Genomic DNA, 19927 nt, shown 5'->3' with positions numbered 1-19927 from the left:
AATAATAAGGACATAGGACAGCAGGAGGAAGGGAAGGATTTATGAAGCTCCGCCGCAAAATATTGTTCGCTATTATTCTTCTCGTGTTCATCCCCGTCATTGTGATGGGGAGCGTGACCTATGTTAATTTTTCCAATGCCATGGAGAAGAAATCCAGCAATTTCTACTGGATCTCGCTTCTGGAGACGGACCGCAAGCTGAAGTTCGCGCTCAGTGAAATTTCATCCATAACCAACTCGGCCATAACGCAGCCGGCGATTCAGCAGTCACTGAAGCAGCCGGATTTTGTGCTGACCTATGACCGTAAGCAGGAGATTAACAATCTGCTGATCAACCATCCGATGATAACTTCCTTTAGTTTATATGGCAAAGACCGTCTATTGTATCAATACAACGCACCAATGTCCTTCGCTGACATGCGGAAGCAGGTCTGGTACGGGGCCATGGAGAGCGCGGAGGGGCGCCCCGTCTGGTCAGGTCCAGGGGAGAACGGCTCGGAATCTTCCGGTAACCCAGTGCTGGTGCAGGCCAGGATAATTAAGGATTATTATTCCCTGGAGGATATCGGTTATCTTGTGGTGTATATGAAACCGGATTTGCTGGATCAGATTTTCTGGGAAGCCGCCACACTGAAAAAAGGGGATATTCTGCTGGTGAACAAGCAGGGGAACATCGTCTTTACCAAATCCGGGGAGCATATCGGGCAACGAACGGATTTCCCTTTTTTACAGGACAACTATTCCCGGGATGAGGACTATTACATCGACAATTACCAAGGGGAGAAATCACTGATTACTTTCCTGCCTTCACATAATACAGACTGGTATTTGGCAGCGATTACACCGATGAATCTGATTTCTTCAGAGTCCGTGTCGATCCGCAATATTGCCCTCATACTAGGTGCGGTTTCATTAATATCTGCGTTTTTGTTTGACCATTATTTTGTACGCCGGCTTGTGCGCAGCATCAACAGTGCAGTGAACGGCATGAAACGGGTAAAGCAGGGTATTTTTACACCCATAACCATACCTCCCCGGGCCGATGATGAAAGCGATTCACTGATTGACGGCTTTAACCGGATGAGCGCACAGATCGTGGAACTGATCGAGCAGGTGCAGACCGAGCAGGGCCGTAAAAAGGAAGCAGAAATGCAGGCGCTGATGGCGCAGATTAACCCGCATTTTATCTATAATTCACTGGAATCCATCAACTCCATGGCTGTACTGGCTGGGAACCGGGATATCAGCAAAATGGTCGTCTCTCTCGGCAAGCTGCTGCGGATCAGCATCAGCCAGAATCAGGAACTGATTCCACTGCAGATGGAGTTTGAGCATGTCCGACACTATCTGGATATTCAGAAATTCCGTTTTGAAGACAAGTTCTCTTATGCACTGGAGCTGCCGGATTCCCTGAAATACCTGATGACCCAGAAGCTTATTGTCCAGCCAATTGTCGAGAATGCTTTATACCATGCCATTGAGCAGATGGAGGAGCACGGAGTAATTACAATCTCAGCGGAGGAGATGGGAAAGGATCTGATTATTATAGTCAAGGACAACGGCCCGGGCTTTGATCTCGCCACGCTGATGAGTCTGTGGAACAAGGAACGCATCAATCCGAAAAAATACAGCGACAGCGGGGTTGGACTAAAAAATGTGCATGAGCGCCTGAAAATCCGGTTCGGCAATCCTTACGGCATTGTAGTCTGTTCCTCCCCTGGTTTCGGGTCAACAATTTGTATCCGTATTCCGAGAATTCAGCCATGACGGGAGCGGATGGAATGACTAGAAAGCAGATTGTCCAAAGATGGCTGATGAAACGGGGCTGGATTATTCTCTATATTGGCCTGATGACGGGAGCGGTTCTCTTTATTATGCAAGGCAGAAGGGAACCGATTGAGGACAATGCCCAGGAGAAAATCACCCTCACCTTCCGCCATTTCTGGATTAAGGAGCATGACCGGCCATTACTGGCTATTTTCGAAGAGGTGGTAGAGAAGTATCAGCAGGAACATCCCAATGTCAAAGTGAATTTCGAGGGACTGGACCAGACCATCCACCGTGAGCAGAAGCTCAAGAGTGAAATGGTTACCGGCACGCCCCCGGATATGTTCGTGTTATTTGGAGGAGCCGAGATCGAGCCTTATGTGCGTTCCAACCGCTTGATGGACTTAACGGATTTCGCCCAGGTGAATGGCTTGAAGGATCAATTCAAGGATCTGCACCTGTGGACGTTCAATAATAATCATATTTACGGACTTCCGATTGAAGGCAATGCGGAGCCGCTGTATTATAACCGGATGATCTTCAACAAGCTGGGTATTAAGGTTCCTGAGACGCTGGCTGAACTGGATGCAGCGATCCTCCAATTGAAGCAGGCGGGCTACATTCCCTTTGCGCTCGGCAATGAAGACCGCTGGCCTGCCGGGATATTTGCCCATTATTTAATGGACCGCTACGCGGGTCCGGATCTGATCCAGAAACTGGTTACCGGTAAGGAAGGAGCCAGCTTTGAGAACAGCTATTATAAGCAGGCGTTCCGGCATCTGGGGCAATGGATCGGGGAGGAGGCATTTAGTCCGCTTTCTAATGATACCTCCCCGGAAAATGCAGTCGGGCTGTTCACAAGCAGGCAGGCTGCCATGTATTTGAATGGCAACTGGGATATTAACCTGTTCTCAGGGGAGAAAGCTCCAGCAGATTTCCAGAACGAAGTTGGGGTTATTCCGTTCCCGGCTCTGAACAGCAGTGAGGAAGCCTCTATCGCGGGCGGGTATACCATCGGGATCGGGTTGTCCTCCAGCTTGAGCGGAGCCAAACGGGAAGCGGCACTTGCACTGATGAAAGGATTCTATACCCAAGAGATACAGAGCCGGATCGTGTATGAAGGCTTAAGAATTCCGTCCATGCGGATTCCCATTGATCCGAATAAGACTGGGCCGGTATTCGCCCAGGTCATGGAGATGATGGAGAAGAATCAGCAGAGCTTCGTGCCCTACGATAATCTGCTGTCACCGGAGGTCAAGAAAACATTCCTGAGTGTCATAGAAGAGATGATTGATGGCGGCCTGCAGGGCGATGAGGCATTAAAGCAGCTACAGATCTCATCAGAGCAATACTGGAAATTGATTCGGAGTTCGGCCATACAATAAGCCTGGGGGGTCTTGAGATGGGTGCAACACTGGTGAATTACAAAGTGCTGCTGGTAGATGATGAACCGATCATTCTGCGAAGCTTGAAGGTGGCTATCCCTTGGGAGGAACTGGGACTAACGATTGTGGGAGAAGCAAGGAATGGGGAAGTGGCGCTGCGTTTGATTGAGGAGACAGAACCCAATATCATCATTAGTGATATCCGCATGCCGGTCCTTGATGGCATTGCGCTGATGAAGGAGGTGCTGCCGCGCAGCGGCAAGCTGATCTTTATCTTCATCAGTGGTTATGGGGAGTTTGAATATGCCCGGGAGGCGCTGCGGCAGGGGGCATTTGATTATTTGCTGAAACCGATTGATCACGGCGAATTGACCGAGATGCTCGCCCGGGCCAGAGAAAGACTCGACCGCCAGAAGGAGAATGAACAGCTGCTGCTCTCGGTGCAGACTTTGTCCATGCTGGCCCGTGAGCGGATGTTCGCTGAATTCACGCTCGGGAATCCGCGTCCGCTTCAGCATCTCAAATGGCTGGAGAATAGCGAGCTGGAAAGTGACTATTTCATGGCGGTGGTCCGGCTTGATCATTATGCTTCTCTGACCGCCCGTTGGAGTGTGGAGGAGAAGCGCCTCTGGCTCTTCGCGGTACGGAACATTCTGGAAGAGTGGTCGCTGGAAAATGGAGTGCTGTCCGTATTCCCGTTCTATAACGGAGAGTGGATTCTGCTATTCCCCGGGAACCTAAGTGCAGGCAGAAAAGAACTTGGCGAGCAGCTGACCGCCGGGATTAAAAGATATTCCAAGCTGGAGTGTTCGGTAGGCATCAGCCGGACTACACAGGGAATTAATCAATTGAGCACTGTGTACCCCCTCGCCTGCAAAGCACTGTACCAGCGGTTTTATTCGGGGCAGGCAGGTGTGTTTCTTGATGAGGAGTCTTTGCCTGGCGGGAGCCGGGAAGTGAAATATCCGAAGGAGCTGGAGCTAGCCCTGATTGAGAGTATCCGGACTTTGGATCTGGAGCGGATGATGTCCTTATTCGATGAAATGGCCGATTACATTGAAGCGCAGGGATTGCCGCAGGAGCTTGCAGAGAGACTGATCATTGAGATGATTGTGGTGCTGTACCGGCAATTTGAACATCTTAATTTGCATACCGACTGGTCACTAGAAGGTTTGCTCAGCAGAATGCACGGTCTCGGTACCTTGTCGGCAATGATTGCTGCACTTAAGATGGAATTCCGCGAGTGGATGCTGGAGAGCCATAAATCGGCCTCCCGTGAGGATGGCCGGAGCATAGTAGAGAAGTCCAAACGGTATATTGAAGCTAACTACCACAAGGATCTCAGCATAGAAGAAGTTGCGGAGGTTGCGGATCTGAGCATCAGTCACTTTTGCACACTGTTCAAACAAATCTCCGGCTATACCTTCCTGGAATTTGTAACCCATTGCCGGATGGAGAAGGCCAAATATATTTTGCAGAACAGCAACGTGAAGGTCTATCAGGTCGCGCCGCTTGTCGGCTATCAGGACCCGCGCTACTTTACCCAAGTATTCAAAAAAGCCACCGGCAATACCCCAACGGAATACCGTGAGGCGAATTCCCGGCAGGCAAATTAGATTTTGTTGTTGAAGTTTGCGCTCTTGATTCAATCATTTCCCCATAACGAATCCCGTGATATATTAATGTATTTCAATTGCTTCATACCATTGAGAAAATCAGGTTTTCGGTGGATCATACACATTTCCAAGTTCAAGCTTTGCAGGTACCTCAGCTTCACTAACTGGGGCGGCTGCTCATGGATCGAGGTATATTGAATGATAAGCTGCTCCAGATGCTCCAGCTCTCCAATTTCCGGCGGGATACGGTTTAAGCGGATCTCTTCCTTCGGCTTGGCCTGATACCCGGGAGTCGGCCGATCCGAGCTTGCACAATAGATACATAGCTCTCTCAGGTTCTTCAGCCTAGCTATTGACGCGGGAATACTCTCTAAACCCCATTGATACCACTAATTGGAACGTAGGTATGACATTTGTCATACAACATCATTGATGTTTATGCCTTTCTGGGATGACACATACTACTCTATAATGAAGATAGATGAATGTATCCGTTACCTGGAACATCCGAGGAGGAAACGAACTAGATGACTACAAACCAGACATCCCAGCTCTCCAGCCTGAAAAAAAGTATGGCCCCCTTTGAAAAAACAAATCAGAGTGCGAGTATCAGACAATTGATTAATACCCTCGTTCCGCTTGTGCTTTTATGGATGGCTGCCTATTTCAGCCTGTCTGTATCCTACTGGCTAACGCTTGTGTTCGCGGTTCCCGCAGCCGGGTTTGTGATCCGCACCTTTATTATTTTCCATGACTGCTGCCATGGCTCGTTCTTCAAAAACCGCAAAGCCAATGATATCATCGGGACGATTACGGGCGTATTGACGCTTGTACCCTACCGCCAGTGGAAGCATAGCCATTCCATCCATCATGCCGGGAGCAGCAACCTTGACAAGCGGGGAATCGGCGATATCTGGATTATGACCGTAGAGGAGTATATCGCAGCGAAGCCATTGAAACGCCTGTACTACCGCATCTACCGCAATCCGCTGATCATGTTCGTGGTCGGACCGGTCGCCGTCTTCCTGATTCAATACCGTTTCAATGCCAAAGGTGCAAGACGCAAGGAACGGATGAACACCTATTTGACCAACGTTTCCATTGCCGCACTTTATGCTTCGCTCATCTGGGCGATGGGCTGGCAGGCTTTTCTGATGGTGCAGCTGCCGATCGTATTCGTTTCCGGCTTTCTCGGCATTTGGCTGTTCTATGTGCAGCATCAATTCGAAGATTCCTACTTTGAGCATGAAGAAGAATGGAGTTATGTATCAGCCGCGGTGGAAGGCAGCTCGTATTATAAACTGCCGAAGGTACTGCAATGGATTACCGGCAATATCGGATTTCACCATGTTCATCATTTGAGTCCGAAGGTGCCGAACTATAATCTGGAGCTGGCACACAATGCATCAACACCTCTGCAGCACGCTACAACGATTACCATTGGAACCAGCCTGAAGGCACTGCATTTCCGCTTATGGGATGAAGAGAATAAAGGCTTTGTCGGTTTCAGGGAGATCAAGACGAGAATGAAACAGCCGGAGTCGGCAGCGGAGGGTCTGAAAGTCATCAAACCCGGATTCCAGAGCGAATAGAATATTTAGTAGAGAAAGACGAAGCCGGAGAACATTACAGCCGACGCTCCGCTTTCTCTTTTTTTGCCGAAAATTGTTGGAAAACGCAGTGTTTATGCTAAAATGGGGGTACAATCTTGCTGGCAAAAGGGATGGCTGACATGCAGAAGTGGCATCATATCTTTCACAAAAGTACCGGTCTCAGCCCTTATGTATGGGTCATATTTTATATTCTCCCGTTTTATTTCATCTTCCGCTCCGCATCGGTGAATCAGAACCAGTGGGTCTATGGAATCGTTATGGTATTGGTCTTTTTTGCCTGTTATGTCCTCTCGTTCAAATCAAAGGGATGGGTAGTCTATTTCTGGACCAGTGTGCAGATCGTGGTCTCGATCACAATGACTCTGCTGTTTGGATATATGTACTTTGCTTTGTTCATTGCTTTTTTTATCGGGAATATTCAGAAAAGAGCCGGTTTTTTCACTCTGTATTCGATTCACCTGCTGACCACCATCGTTGCCATCAACTATGAGCTGATTACTGGAAGTTCTGTGTTCATCTCACAGATTCCGTTCGTACTGGTGAGTATGATCGCTGTAGTGCTGCTGCCCGCGACAACCTACAACCGTAACAACCAGGATAAACTGCAGGGTCAGCTGGAGGATGCCAACAAAAGGATTTCCGAGCTGGTGATCATAGAGGAGCGGCAACGGATTGCCCGGGATCTGCACGATACACTGGGTCAGAAGCTGTCACTGATCGGCCTCAAAAGCGATCTGGCCGGCAAATTGGTTCACAAAAATCCGGCGCAGGCTGTACTAGAGATAAATGATGTCCGCCAGACCGCCAGAAGTGCGCTTAAGGAAGTCAGGGAGATGGTAACGCAAATGCGCGGAATCCGCCTGGAGGATGAACTCGTACGTATCCGCCAACTGCTGGGGGCAGCTGAGATAGAATTCGAGCTGGAGGGCAATCCAAAGTTAACCAATACCTCTCTGATTACGGAGAATGTGCTGAGTATGTGTCTTAAGGAAGCCATTACTAATGTGGTAAAGCATAGTAAGGCCACACTCTGCCAGGTGCGGATTGAACCGTCACGGACCGACCTGCAGATTATGATAAAGGATAACGGCTCGGGAACCAAGGGAATCAATCTGTATGACAAGGGTCACGGACTACAGGGAATGAGAGAGCGGCTTGAATTTGTAAACGGCTGTATGGATGTATTGCAAGATCAAGGAACGACGCTTGTCATTAAGGTGCCGAACGTCTTTAAGCAGCCGGAACTGGAGGTAAAGGAACAATGATCAAAATAGTCATCGCTGAGGATCAGCGCATGCTGTTGGGGGCACTGGCTTCCCTGCTGGATCTCGAGGAAGATATGAAGGTAGTGGGCCGGGCAGGCAACGGGGAGGAGGCCGTCAAGCTGGTACAACAGCACAAGCCGGATATTTGCATCATGGATATTGAGATGCCGGCGATGAGCGGTCTCGAAGCTGCGGAGGTCTTGAAGGATTCCGGCTGTAAAATAATGATTCTGACCACCTTTGCCCGGGCTGGGTATTTCGAACGGGCCGTCAAAGCCGGTGTAAATGCTTATCTGTTGAAAGACAGTCCGAGTGAAGACTTAGCACTCTCTATCCGCAGTGTGATGGCCGGCAAACGGCTCTATGCGCCTGAACTGATGGATGAGGCTTACAGCAATGAGGCCAATCCCCTGACCCAGCGGGAGAAGGAAGTGCTGGGACTCATCGCCGATGGCAAAAATACGAAGGAAATCGCCAGCCAGCTCTACATTACAACCGGAACGGTGCGCAATTACATATCGGTCATCCTCGACAAGCTGGATGTAGGGAACCGGATTGAAGCCATTACCAGATTTAAGGAGAAGGGCTGGTTTAAATAAACGGAAATCACATGGGGACTCGTAGAGTCTCTTTTTTTTATGCTGTAAGTCTATAATCGCGTCCCACAGTCCAGGGTTTAAACTGAAGCTGATTCGTTAAATAATCTGCTGTCAATATTTTTGCATTGACAAGACTATGTACCTGTTTTTTAGGTAAAACCGTGTGCCGGATTGGAACCTGTGGGTATTTTTGTTAAGATAAATGCAAACATGTGATCTTATCCCTGGATTTGGGTAATGAAGTACATGTGTTCATATTACATGTTATATCATCTGCTGATCTGCCACCTAATTCAGTCGGGAGGACAACTAATTTGCCTGAACTAACATCATCCTATGTAGATTCGCTCGCACCCAATGCCGCTGCTATCAAGAATGGCCAGGGTCTGGTACGCAAGAAGAGCTTCTTACAGCTGCACACTTCAGAGAACGGGGAACTGCTCTTTGGACAATGTGCCGGGAGCGGCAAAACCCCTTACGAGTGCTCCGTAGATTTTATTACACCGGAAAGTCCGGTGTTCCGTTGTACCTGTCCCAGCCGGCAGTTCCCCTGCAAGCATGCACTCGGTCTTCTCTATGCCTATGTGGAAGGGCAGGCCTTCACGCCGGCACCTGTGCCGGAGGATGTAGCCTCCAAACGCGAGAAGGTGGAGAAGCGTGAAGAGAACAAGGCCAAACAGGCAGCCGAGGGTACTGAGAGCAAGCCCAAGAAGGTCAACAAGTCTGCGTTGAAGAAAAAAATAGGTGCACAGCTTGAAGGGCTCGATCTGCTGGAAAAACTGGTGCTGTCCCTGATCCGCGGCGGGTTATCCACGATCGACAGCAAAACAGTTAAAACCGTGCAAGAGCATGTAAAACAGCTTGGTAATTACTATTTATCGGGAGCACAGACGCAGCTGCGCCACTTTGCTCTGCTGCTGGGTAAGGCAGAGGACCGGGAAGAGGGCTATACATATGCTATGGAGCAGTTAACGCGGCTTCATGCTTTTATCAGGAAAGGCCGGGTCTATCTGACTGCCAGAGCGGAGGACCCTGAGCTTGCTCTTGATCATGAATCCACGATTGATGAATGGCTGGGACATGCCTGGCAGCTGTCTGAGCTCAGGGAGTATGGACTGGTGAAGGAGAATGTCGAGCTTCTGCAGCTGGCGTTCTACAGTTACGATGATCCTGCTAGGCAGGAGTTCGTAGATCTCGGCTACTGGCTGGAGACAGCTGGCGGCGAGATTCACCGGACAGTGAATTACCGGCCATATAAGGCCGCCAAGCTGATGCGGGAAGAAGACAGTTTTTTTGAGCTTGCCCGTATTCCGCTGCTGTACACCTACCCGGGAGATATGAATGTCAGGGTGCGTTATGAAGAAATGACACCGAGAGCTATAAGTGATGCAGACTTTGACAAGGTTTCGGCAAAGGCTAGCCGTTCTTATGCGGAGACGCTCAAGAAGGTCAAAAATCAATTGAAGAACCCGTTAAGCGACAAAACGCCTGTAGTGCTGCTGCATGCAGCTAGTGTGGGTGTGACGGAAGTCGGCCAGTACGTAATTACGGATGAATCCGGAACCGGGCTGGTGCTGGAGGACATTCCTTCGCTGCCTCAGGGCACGCTTGAGCTGCTTCCGTTCTTGCCTGCAACTACTCTGAAGAATTGCTGCATTCTGGTGATGTTCGAGCATCTTCTGGATCAGGGGCGTCTGATTGCCCAGCCATTAACCTTGATCCAAGGCGGTTCGATTACCCGGCTTTTGTACTAACTACCTGTAAATATCATATACGTTCTTATATATCCTATAGGGGGACAGCCCATGAGTACAGCATTATTGCAAGAGCTTCATCAAGAGGTCAGAAGACTATATATTGCCGGCAGTGACCTGGCAGCCGGTGATTTCCGGCTGAAACGGCTGCTTCCACAGTTTCAACAGCTTGGCGAGCGGGCAGCAGTCTTTAAGCGGCTGGGGGAAGGCATCACCTCCCTTCTGGAACCGGGTGACGGACAAGGAACGCCTGCCGCCGTCCGGCTGCAGGAGCTGACGCTCCTCCTGGAATCGGTATTGTACACCCAAGGGGTTACCGCACCTGAAGGAACGCCGGGCGAGCTTCGCAGCCGCAATCTCTCTCTGGATACCAAATTTCCTTACCGGAAGCTCGCGGTAGTACGGCAGGCACTGACTACAACCGGGAGCGGCAGATATGAGATTGTGACCGAGGCTTTTAAGGAGGGGATGTTTCAGGATCTTCGTCTGCTTCCCCTGGCGATTGCGGCTCTAAATGATCCCTATTCGGAGATCGCTGAATTTAGTATGACCGAGATTCTTCCGGCTTACGGCCCTGCCATCGCTGGTTATCTGATCGAAAATCTGAATATCGCAGGCGGTAAAAGTGAAGTCCGCAAACTGAAGACCATTGCCAAGGCGGGTGGAACAGAAGTCCTTGAAGAGATTTTCCATGCTGCTGAAACCGGCAGTGACGATATCCGGGCCGCCGCGATCGAATGCCTTGGCAGTCATGAGGCTTACCTCCCGGCCCTGCTGGAATGGAGCACCGATAAGAAAAAAGTGATCCGCGAGGCTGCGTATAAAGCGCTCACGACAGGCGGATCGCCGCAAGGCGAAGACCGGCTGTATGAAGCATTTGCGGCGAAGAAGGACCGGGAGTTGGTGGCCGATGCGCTGGTATATTCCTCTTCCGAGCCACTTGCCGAGAGATTGTCTGTTCTTTATATGCAGGAGCTGCGTGAAGCGCCGCAGGAGAATGTGGATAAGAAAAAAACGGAGGAAGTGTGGAGCAGAATCCGTCCGTTTGCGACCGTTCTTTCCGGACAACGGAACCCGCAGCTGGATGAGCTCTACAGCTATGTAATCCAGGAATATGCCCGGTTTGCTTCCCTGGGTTACACGACTATCATCAATGAAGCGGCTTGGTACAAGCAAAGGGCTGCTTCCGAATCAGCCTTTGAAGAGCTGCAGCAGCTGCAAAAACAGGATTCCCGTTATTTTCCGCACTACTTCCGGGCAGCCCAGCAGCTGATGACACCTGACGAGCTCTACAGGCATTTCGGCGGGACGATGATTAACAAGCTGAAAGCTGTAGTTACCAAGGATTCTGCACAGCGCAACAAACTGCTCATGGACACGATCAAAGAGCAGGTTATGACTGCGGAAGAGCTATTGTATGACGCGGTCTGGGACCCCCAGAGGGAGCGGCAGTACCGTGAGTTGGGAATGCTCTCTCCTGAAAAAATTCAGGCTGCATGGGACCTGCGCTGGCTGGATTTGTTCATTCACAGGGACGTACCGGAGCTGGTATGCGCTTTTGCACATCCGGGTCATGAAGAATCCCGCCGCTATCTGCTGAACAAGCTGAGCGAGCAGAACAACCAGCAGAAAAGGCAGCGGAATCATGAATTTTTCACAAATATATTTACAGGTCTTGAACGTTCTGGAATGCAGGACCCTGAGCTGCTTGAGCTGATGATGTCTGTGATGGAAAATGAGAAGAACTATAACCCCTACAGATTTGATTACGCCCAGTTCCAGCAAATGCTGCGGTTTCCCGCAAGCTTCAGCAGCCGTCTGGAAGCCCTTCTTCCGAATCAGAGGTACTACGAAAGCCGTGCTCAGCTGGAATATGTGATTCATCAGCTTCGTAGCCGGGAATAATCAAGAGCGGTCCATACAAAGGAGAGATATCCATGTCAACGGAACAAGAACAGCTTCAGGATTATATGCGGCTGCCGGCAGAGATTTTATACCGGGAGGAGCTTGAGGCCCTACGCAAGGAGGATAACGGCAATATCCCCGCTGGCTGGCAGATGTCCCCGCGTTCGGTGCTGACCTTTATCGCAGGCGGCAAGGCTGGCAATACAGTCATTACGCCTAAGTATATCGGCAATACACGTCTGATCGAGATGGCGGTCGCCACATTGGTTACTGACCGGGCACTACTGCTGATCGGGGAGCCGGGAACGGCAAAATCCTGGCTGTCGGAGAATCTGGCGGCGGCGATCTACGGGAATTCGGGTCTGGTAGTTCAGGGCACTGCCGGCACCAGTGAAGAGCATGTGCGCTATTCATGGAACTATGCCATGCTTCTGGCTAACGGCCCTACTCCTGAAGCACTGGTCAAAAGCCCGATTATGCGGGCCATGGAGGACGGCGGGATCGCCCGGTTCGAAGAGATCTCCCGGTGCGCTTCAGAGGTGCAGGATGCGCTGATCTCCATTCTTTCGGAGAAGACGATTTCTGTACCGGAGCTAGGCAAGGAAGCAGGGGCACGCAAGGGCTTTTCCATTATAGCTACTGCCAATACCCGGGACCGCGGTGTCAATGAAATGTCTGCTGCGCTCAAGCGGCGCTTCAATATTATTGTGCTGCCCGCACCTACGGATATCGAAACCGAGCTGTCAATCGTGAAGAAGCGGGTGGCTGAAATTGCATCATCCTATAATCTTGGGGCTTCGGTTCCTGCGGATGAGGCGCTGCTCAAGGTTGTTACGATCTTCCGTGAACTTCGCAGCGGTATGACACTGGACAAGAAAGAGAAGGTGAAGACTCCTGCAGGTGTGATCTCTACGGCTGAGGCTATCTCGCTGCTTACGAATAGTATGGCGCTTGCAGCCAGCTTCGGTGATGGTGAGCTGACGGAACGCGATCTTGCTGCCGGGCTTCAAGGGGCGGTTGTCAAGGATGATGACAAAGACAAGCTGGTCTGGAAGGAATATCTGGATAATGTGATGAAGAAAAAAGGAGCGGAATGGCGCGGACTCTACCAGGCCTGTAAGGAGTTGAACGAGTGAAAGCGACTGCTGAAGCCGGGGTACATATTTTCGGAGTGCGGCACCTGTCTCCGGGCGGCGCGAAGCATCTGCTGGAATACCTGAATGAGCTTCAGCCGACGGCGGTGCTGATCGAAGGCCCAAGCGATGCGACGGATGAAATCCGCCATTTGACGAATCGCTCAACGGAGCCTCCTGTTGCCATATTAGCTTTCACGGAGGAGTTGCCGGTGCGTACGGCCTTGTGGCCGTTAGCAGTCTATTCCCCTGAATATCAGGGCATGAAATGGGCCAGTGATCACGGGGCAGAGGCTGCATTTATTGATCTTCCTTCCTCGGTCATTCTAAGCCTTCAAGATGCCATGAGACGGGAAAGTATCTCCGTACAGGAAGTGAAGCCTGAAGCGGATGAAGCGGTTGAGCCGTCAACTGAAGAGGTCAAGGAACAGGAATCCGTGTACAGCCGGATTGCCCGGCTTGCCGGTGAATATGACTATGATATGTATTGGGAGCGCAATTACGAGCACAATTTAAGTGCCGGAGCTTACCGTGCAGCGATTCTTTCGTTATCTGCCGGGATGCGCTTGCTATCGGAAGGCCGGGAGCAGCTCGAGCAGCCGAAAGAGCACGCGTATAATGCTCTGCGCGAGTCCTATATGCGGCGGCAGATCCTGGATAAAATCGCTGAGGGGCATGCACCGGACAAGATCGTGGTCATTTGCGGAGCGTATCATGCGTCTGCCCTTGCAGATCTGTCGGACGCCCTGAGCGACAAAGAACTGTCCGGGCTTCCTTCACGCAGCACCAAGCTGACGCTGATGCCGTATTCATACTACAAGCTCTCTACCATGTCGGGCTATGGGGCGGGGAACGGAGCGCCTCATTACTTTGAAATGATGTGGGAGACCATGGACGCCGGGCGGCCGGAGGAGCTGGCACATCTCTATTTGTCCACGCTTGCGGGCTATTTACGCAGCAGCGGGACACACCGCTCCACAGCCGAGGTGATCGAGGCGGTGCGCCTGGCCGAGTCGCTGGCTGCGCTGCACGGCGGGAGTGCGCCTACCCTGCGCGATTTGCGGGATGCCGCCCAGACGCTGCTTGGCCACGGTGAGCTGTCTGTCATCGCCGATGCCCTGGCGAGGGTGGATGTAGGAACAGCTATCGGGCAACTCGCTGACGGTGTCAGTCAGACACCGATCCAGGACGATCTAAACCGGCTGCTTAAGCGTTATAAGCTGGAGAAGTATAAATCAACCGTAGCCAGCGAACTGCCGCTGGACCTCAGGGAGAACCGCAGAGTGTCCAGCGAGGAGGCCGCTTATCTGGACCTGAGCCGGTCTATTTTGTTCCATAGACTGCGGCTGCTCGGGATTTCTTTTGCGAAGAACAGGCCCAGCGGGCAGGATGCGGCAACCTGGGCAGAATACTGGATTATCCAGTGGACGCCGGAGGTGGAGATACAGGTGGTTGAATCGACCCTCCTTGGGGAGACCATTGAAGTCGCTGCCGCTTATGTGCTTCGCGAGAAGCTGCAGGCTTGCCAGTCCATCGCCGAAGCTTCAGCGCTCATCCGTATTGCCTGTGAATGCGGCTTGACAGCGCAGATGGAAGAAGCCAGCCGGGTTCTTCAGAGCCTTGCTGTAGACAGCCGCGATGTGGTTGGCATTGCCGCTGCTGCCCGCGAGCTGGCAACGATTATCGGCTTTGGCGACATCCGCAAGGTGGATACCGTACCGCTTACACCACTGCTGGAAGAACTGTTCCGGCGGGGCTGTCTGTTCCTGCTGGATGCGAGCGGCTGCAATGACGAGGCCGCCGGGCAGATGATTGTGGCTATGAATGAACTGAACGGAATATCGCTGGATTATAGCGAGACGGTGGACGAACCGCTGTGGCTGCAGGAGCTGCTGCATCTGTCTGAGCAGGATAACCGCAACCCGAGGCTGTCCGGCTTCGCCTGTGCCATTCTGATGGAGCGTGGAGCGATCTCAGCGGATGAAGTCGCTTCGGAAGTCTCACGCCGGTTGTCTCCCGGCATCCCGGCCGATCTTGGGGCGGGATGGTTCGAAGGCTTGTCGATGCGCAACCGGTATGGACTGCTCTCTAGAATGAGCCTCTGGGAGCAGCTGAACGATTATATCAATGCGCTTGAGGATGATGAATTCAAGCGGGCGCTGGTGTTTCTGCGCCGGGCATTCAGCACCTTCTCACCAAGAGAGAAAACGATGATCTCCGAGCTGCTCGGTGAACTGTGGGGTGTGGATACAGAGCAGGCGGCAGAGATTCTTACCGGAGAACTGAAGGAGGATGAAGCCAAGATGCTGGACGATTTGAATGATTTTGACTTCGGTGATTTTTAGATGACGAATGACAGCAAGCAGGAGAGTACTGTTACCCGTTGGCGGCTGATCTTGGGGCAGGAAGCCGAAGCCTCGCTTGCAGGCTACGGTGAAGGCGGCCAGCTTAGCCTGACTGAAGAGGAATTGATCATGGATTCAGCGCTTGCCGCCATCTATGATGAGACGAACGGAGGAGGCGGCTCCGGCAATGCTCCCGGCGGCAGGGGCAAAGGAGCAGGGACGGGCCATGCCGCCCTGAATCTCTCGAAGTGGCTTGGCGATGTGCGCAGCTATTTCCCGGAGGATGTCGTATCGATCATCCAGAGTGATGCCATGGAGCGCAGGGGCTGGAAGCAGCTGCTCTTCGAGCCGGAGCTGCTGGCTGCGGTGAAGCCGGATATCCAGCTGGTAGGCACGCTTTTGTCACTCAAGGGTAAAATTCCTGAAAAGACGAAAGATACTGCAAGAATGCTGGTCCAGGCTTTGGTTGATGATCTGGTCAAGCTGCTGGAGACCGATATCCGCCGCGCCGTTACCGGGGCGCTGAACAAGCGGCAGCACTCTCCGCTACCATCGCTCAGCGGGCTGGACTGGAAGCGGACCATTGAGCGGAATCTGAAGCACTATGACCAGGAGCGGCGGATAATTATTCCTGAGCGGTTTTATTATTTTGACCGGGCACGCCGCAGTAAGGAATGGACAGTTATCGTGGATATTGACCAGAGCGGTTCGATGGCCAGCTCCATTATCTGGGCTTCGGTCATCGGGTCTATCTTTGCAAGTATTCCTGCGCTGAACACCAGGGTAGTCGTTTTCGATACTGAAGTGGTGGACTTGACCGAGCAGTGTGCTAATGATCCGGTGGATATGCTGTTCGGGATTCAGCTCGGCGGAGGAACGGATATCCACAAGTCGGTGAAGTACTGCGAGCAGTTCATTGAAGAACCTAAGAAGACGCTATTCATTATTGTCTCGGATCTCTATGAGAACGGCAACCAGGCTGGGCTTGTGCGCCGGATGCGCGATCTGCGCGAGTCAGGGGTCCGCACAATGACCCTGCTGGCCTTGTCGGATGAAGGCAAGCCCTCTTACGATGAGCGGCTGGCCGGACAGTTGTCGCGCGATGGCACACCTTGCTTCGCCTGCACTCCGGCCCTGCTGCCCCAACTTGTGGAAGGGGCGCTTAAGGGACAGGATCTTGGCGAGCTGGCGAAACGTCTGGGAGCTTCGTAACACCAATAATTTTTTCCAAAAGCCTCTTCTTTACAATCACATATTGTGTAAGCTGCATATATCATTTATAATCGGTTATTAAAAAGCACCTATCGAAGGCGCTGCTTGAAAGGAAATGAATTTCTTATGTCAAGTAAGTTGAGAGCGGGTATCGTCGGGGGTACTGGAATGGTAGGCCAGCGTTTTATCGCATTGCTTGAGAATCATCCCTGGTTTCAAGTAACGGCGATTGCCGCAAGTGCAAATTCAGCAGGTAAAACTTATGAAGAATCGGTCAAGAACAGATGGAAGCTGTCCACTCCTATGCCTGAGGCTGTCAAAAGCATCATGGTTCAGGATGCCTCCAAGGTGGAGGAAGTGGCTGCGGATGTAGATCTGATTTTCTGCGCCGTTGATATGAAGAAAGAAGAGATCAAGGCACTGGAAGAAGCTTACGCGCGCACTGGAACGCCGGTGATTTCCAATAACTCCGCACACCGCTGGACGCCAGACGTTCCTATGGTGATCCCTGAGATCAACCCTGAGCATCTGGAGGTCATTGCCCAGCAGCGCAAACGTCTGGGTACGGAGACCGGATTCATCGCGGTGAAGCCTAACTGCTCCATCCAGAGCTACATGCCTACGCTGCATGCGCTCCATGATTTTAAGCCGTCCAAGGTGGTAGTGACTACCTATCAGGCGATCTCCGGGGCAGGCAAAACCTTTACCGATTGGCCGGAAATGATTGACAACGTCATCCCATATATCGGCGGTGAAGAAGAGAAGAGCGAGCAGGAGCCGCTGCGGATCTGGGGTAACGTGACGGATGAGGGGATCGTGAAAAGCGAACAGCCTGTCATTACGACACAATGTATCCGTGTGCCTGTTGCTGACGGCCATATGGCTGCAGTGTTTGCCTCCTTTGAACAGAAGCCATCCAAGGAAGAGATTCTTGAACGCTGGAACAGCTTCCAAGGCCGTCCACAGGCACTCGGCCTGCCAAGCGCACCCAAACAATTCATCACTTATTTCACAGAGGAGAACCGTCCTCAGACGCAGCTGGACCGCGACATTGAGAACGGTATGGGTATCTCTGCCGGCCGACTCCGCGAGGATTCGCTCTACGACTACAAATTCGTCAGCCTGTCCCACAATACGGTTAGAGGTGCAGCCGGAGGCGCCGTATTAATCGCTGAACTGCTGAAAGCGGAAGGTTACATTCTGCCGAAAAAATAAACCGCACACTAATATATATGAGGGTAAGCAACAACCTGCCGGATAAGTTCCGGCAGGCTGTTTGCGTATTTACCTGACATATTGTGCATTGTAATGGTAAGATAGATGGATGCAAGACGAAAACTGAATACCGGGTGGAGTGATATTGTGGCAAAAAGTAAAGGCGGCGGCACAGGCAGAGGAACAGGCAGCAAGGGCTGGACCCGCTGGAACAAAACGGCGAAACCTGTGAAGCCGGCAAAAGGCGGACCCTCTGGGGGACCTGGCGGCAAAAGCGCGGGAGCAGCCAAGGGCAGTGGAACCAAACCAACTAGGAGCGGCAAGTAAAACGGCCGGATGCTCATAGATCAACATGCGGCATCTGATTTGGAATTTGTAGCGTATACACTCCAATCAGATGTTTTTAATTACCCTTCAGGAGAGCGGAAACAGACATGAGAATCAATAAATACATAAGCGAAACAGGGATTTACCCCCGAAGGGAAACCGACAGATTACTTGCGGCCGGGCGGATTACGATTAATGGCTTTCCTTGTGGAAAAGGTGCGGAGGTTGAGCCAGGCGACATTGTAGCCGTCGACGGAGAGCCCCTAGCTGCTGTCGATAGAGAGCCAGTATACCTGGCGCTGAATAAGCCAATAGGCATCACCTGTACATCCTCACGCGAGGTGAAGGGGAATATCATTGATTTTGTGGGATACCCATCACGGATATTTGCCATTGGCCGGCTGGATAAACAGTCGGAGGGACTGATTCTGCTGACTAATGACGGAGCGATCGTGAACCAGATGATGCGCTCGGAATATGGTCACGAGAAGGAATATGCGGTTACTGTTGACAAACTTTTGACGGATGAATTTCTTCAGAGGATGGCTGCTGGTGTGGAGATTCTTGGTACACGGACCAAACCATGCGAGACCAGCCGGATCAGCGAGACTGAATTTCGGATTGTACTTACCCAAGGACTGAATCTGCAAATCCGCCGTATGTGCAAAGAGCTCGGTTATAGAGTGCTCCGTCTGGAACGGATCAGGATCATGAATATATCCTTGAGCGGGCTGGAGAGAGGGCAGTGGAGGCATCTGGAGCAGGATGAACTGGCAGAGCTCCATGGAATGCTTAGCAATGCTCAGGCCCCTTTACAACCATAGAGGAGGACTACCTTACATGCGCTTTGTGAGTTTTTTTATCATGTTGATATTCCTGGCCGGTTGTTCATCATCCGGGGATAACGGGAATGCGGGGCATACAAGCCCCACCGAAAATCCTGTGTCTGCAGTACAGGCTTCGCCGTCACCGCCTGCTTCACCGGCTGTTTCAGCATCGCCAGCTGTAGAAGCCGCAGGGACTGCATCGATAGAGGATCAATATCCTGGTTTTGTACACAAAGAATCTTTTGATCTGAACGGACAGACCTATGAAGTTTATTACTGGAATAGCGGAGATTTTGATTATACCCAGTTTGTGGTTGCGAAGAACCGTGAGATTCTTTTTGACAGTAAACAGCAGGGATTAAGCTTTGAAGGCGGGGACAAATTTGATCAGGCCAAGAGCATTTGGGCAAAGGCGCTTATTCAAAATGGACGGCCCACACTGCTGTTCAGTCTGGCAGATAACCGTCCCGAGTCGGCAACTATTGTTCTGGAGGAGATAGAAGGTAAGCTGCAAGTCACTGTGAATGATGATGTTCTATTGACCTATGAGGATGTAGATCAAGACGGCGAGCTGGAGTTGTTAGCAAGTCCATATTCCGGTCAGGTGCCTCTTGGGCCCGCATTATTCGCTGTTTATGAGTTCAAGAATAACCAATATATCCCGAATCGAGCCAGAACGCAGCAATATTATGAAAACCAGCTGGTTATTGAGGAACAGCATTACAAAACAGAACCTGAAGAAAGCACCTTTGAGTCGTTAATGGATGTATATCTGATCTTGGACCGGCTGGACGAAGCGGAGGCAAAGTTCCCCGAGTACTATAAGTGGGCGGGCCAAACTGCCGGGGACGGCGGATTTGTGAGTGTCTACCACAAACTCATTGAAGCGGGTACCTACGATCCGATCAAGGGATGGATGGATAAGCTCAAACCGCTGGATCACACCAGCCCTCATCAATAATTAT

At 51.5% G+C, this 19927-nt stretch carries 15 protein-coding genes; all 15 read left to right on the top strand.

The annotated features are described in order from the left end of the window. Positions 1-41 precede the first annotated feature (41 nt). A complete protein-coding gene (locus A3842_RS17100) occupies positions 42-1766 on the top strand; it encodes a sensor histidine kinase (protein ID WP_074102183.1) in 1725 nt (574 codons plus the stop codon). 14 nt (positions 1767-1780) lie between these two features. Then, a complete protein-coding gene (locus A3842_RS17095) occupies positions 1781-3151 on the top strand; it encodes an ABC transporter substrate-binding protein (RefSeq protein WP_083609626.1) in 1371 nt (456 codons plus the stop codon). Between the two features lie 17 nt (positions 3152-3168). Continuing rightward, positions 3169-4767 carry a response regulator gene (locus tag A3842_RS17090; protein WP_074102182.1) on the top strand — a complete coding sequence of 533 codons (1599 nt, stop codon included), beginning with the start codon at positions 3169-3171 and terminating at the stop codon, positions 4765-4767. 527 nt (positions 4768-5294) lie between these two features. Then, positions 5295-6359 carry a Delta(5) desaturase DesA gene (desA, locus tag A3842_RS17085; RefSeq protein WP_074088656.1) on the top strand — a complete coding sequence of 355 codons (1065 nt, stop codon included), beginning with the start codon at positions 5295-5297 and terminating at the stop codon, positions 6357-6359. Positions 6360-6499: 140 nt separating this feature from the next. Beyond that, positions 6500-7645 carry a sensor histidine kinase gene (locus tag A3842_RS17080; protein ID WP_074088696.1) on the top strand — a complete coding sequence of 382 codons (1146 nt, stop codon included), beginning with the start codon at positions 6500-6502 and terminating at the stop codon, positions 7643-7645. Next, positions 7642-8244 carry a response regulator transcription factor gene (locus tag A3842_RS17075; RefSeq protein WP_074088657.1) on the top strand — a complete coding sequence of 201 codons (603 nt, stop codon included), beginning with the start codon at positions 7642-7644 and terminating at the stop codon, positions 8242-8244. The genes A3842_RS17080 and A3842_RS17075 overlap by 4 nt, the downstream gene beginning before the upstream one ends. A gap of 314 nt (positions 8245-8558) precedes the next feature. Beyond that, the gene (locus tag A3842_RS17070) at positions 8559-9998 is read left to right on the top strand and encodes an SWIM zinc finger family protein (RefSeq protein WP_074102181.1); all 1440 of its coding nucleotides are present in this window, start codon (positions 8559-8561) and stop codon (positions 9996-9998) included. Between the two features lie 51 nt (positions 9999-10049). Beyond that, positions 10050-11903, top strand: a complete 1854-nt coding sequence (locus tag A3842_RS17065) for a HEAT repeat domain-containing protein (protein ID WP_074102180.1) — start codon at positions 10050-10052, stop codon at positions 11901-11903. A gap of 32 nt (positions 11904-11935) precedes the next feature. After that, positions 11936-13039 (top strand): AAA family ATPase, encoded by a 1104-nt coding sequence (locus A3842_RS17060; RefSeq protein ID WP_074088660.1) that lies wholly within the window; start codon positions 11936-11938, stop codon positions 13037-13039. Beyond that, positions 13036-15381: a DUF5682 family protein gene (locus tag A3842_RS17055; protein ID WP_074102179.1), complete on the top strand. Its 2346-nt coding sequence runs from the start codon at positions 13036-13038 to the stop codon at positions 15379-15381. Before A3842_RS17060 ends, A3842_RS17055 begins: the two co-directional genes overlap by 4 nt. Further along, positions 15382-16593, top strand: coding sequence for a VWA domain-containing protein (locus tag A3842_RS17050; RefSeq protein ID WP_074088662.1), 1212 nt, complete (start codon positions 15382-15384; stop codon positions 16591-16593). A 126-nt stretch (positions 16594-16719) separates the two neighbouring features. Continuing rightward, the gene (gene asd / locus A3842_RS17045; RefSeq protein ID WP_074102178.1) at positions 16720-17808 is read left to right on the top strand and encodes an aspartate-semialdehyde dehydrogenase; all 1089 of its coding nucleotides are present in this window, start codon (positions 16720-16722) and stop codon (positions 17806-17808) included. A gap of 144 nt (positions 17809-17952) precedes the next feature. Continuing rightward, entirely contained in the window at positions 17953-18135 is a 183-nt protein-coding gene (locus tag A3842_RS17040; protein ID WP_178382108.1) for a DUF3934 family protein, read from the top strand. A gap of 107 nt (positions 18136-18242) precedes the next feature. Next, entirely contained in the window at positions 18243-18959 is a 717-nt protein-coding gene (locus A3842_RS17035; RefSeq protein ID WP_074102177.1) for a pseudouridine synthase, read from the top strand. Positions 18960-18975: 16 nt separating this feature from the next. Continuing rightward, positions 18976-19923 (top strand): hypothetical protein, encoded by a 948-nt coding sequence (locus A3842_RS17030; RefSeq protein ID WP_074102176.1) that lies wholly within the window; start codon positions 18976-18978, stop codon positions 19921-19923. Positions 19924-19927 lie beyond the last annotated feature (4 nt).

The organism is Paenibacillus sp. P3E (genome assembly GCF_001909045.1).
GTDB classification, from domain to species: Bacteria; Bacillota; Bacilli; order Paenibacillales; family Paenibacillaceae; genus Paenibacillus_AQ; species Paenibacillus_AQ helianthi.
Note: the sequence above shows the minus strand (reverse complement) of the source record. Positions and strands in the feature narration are given on the sequence as shown.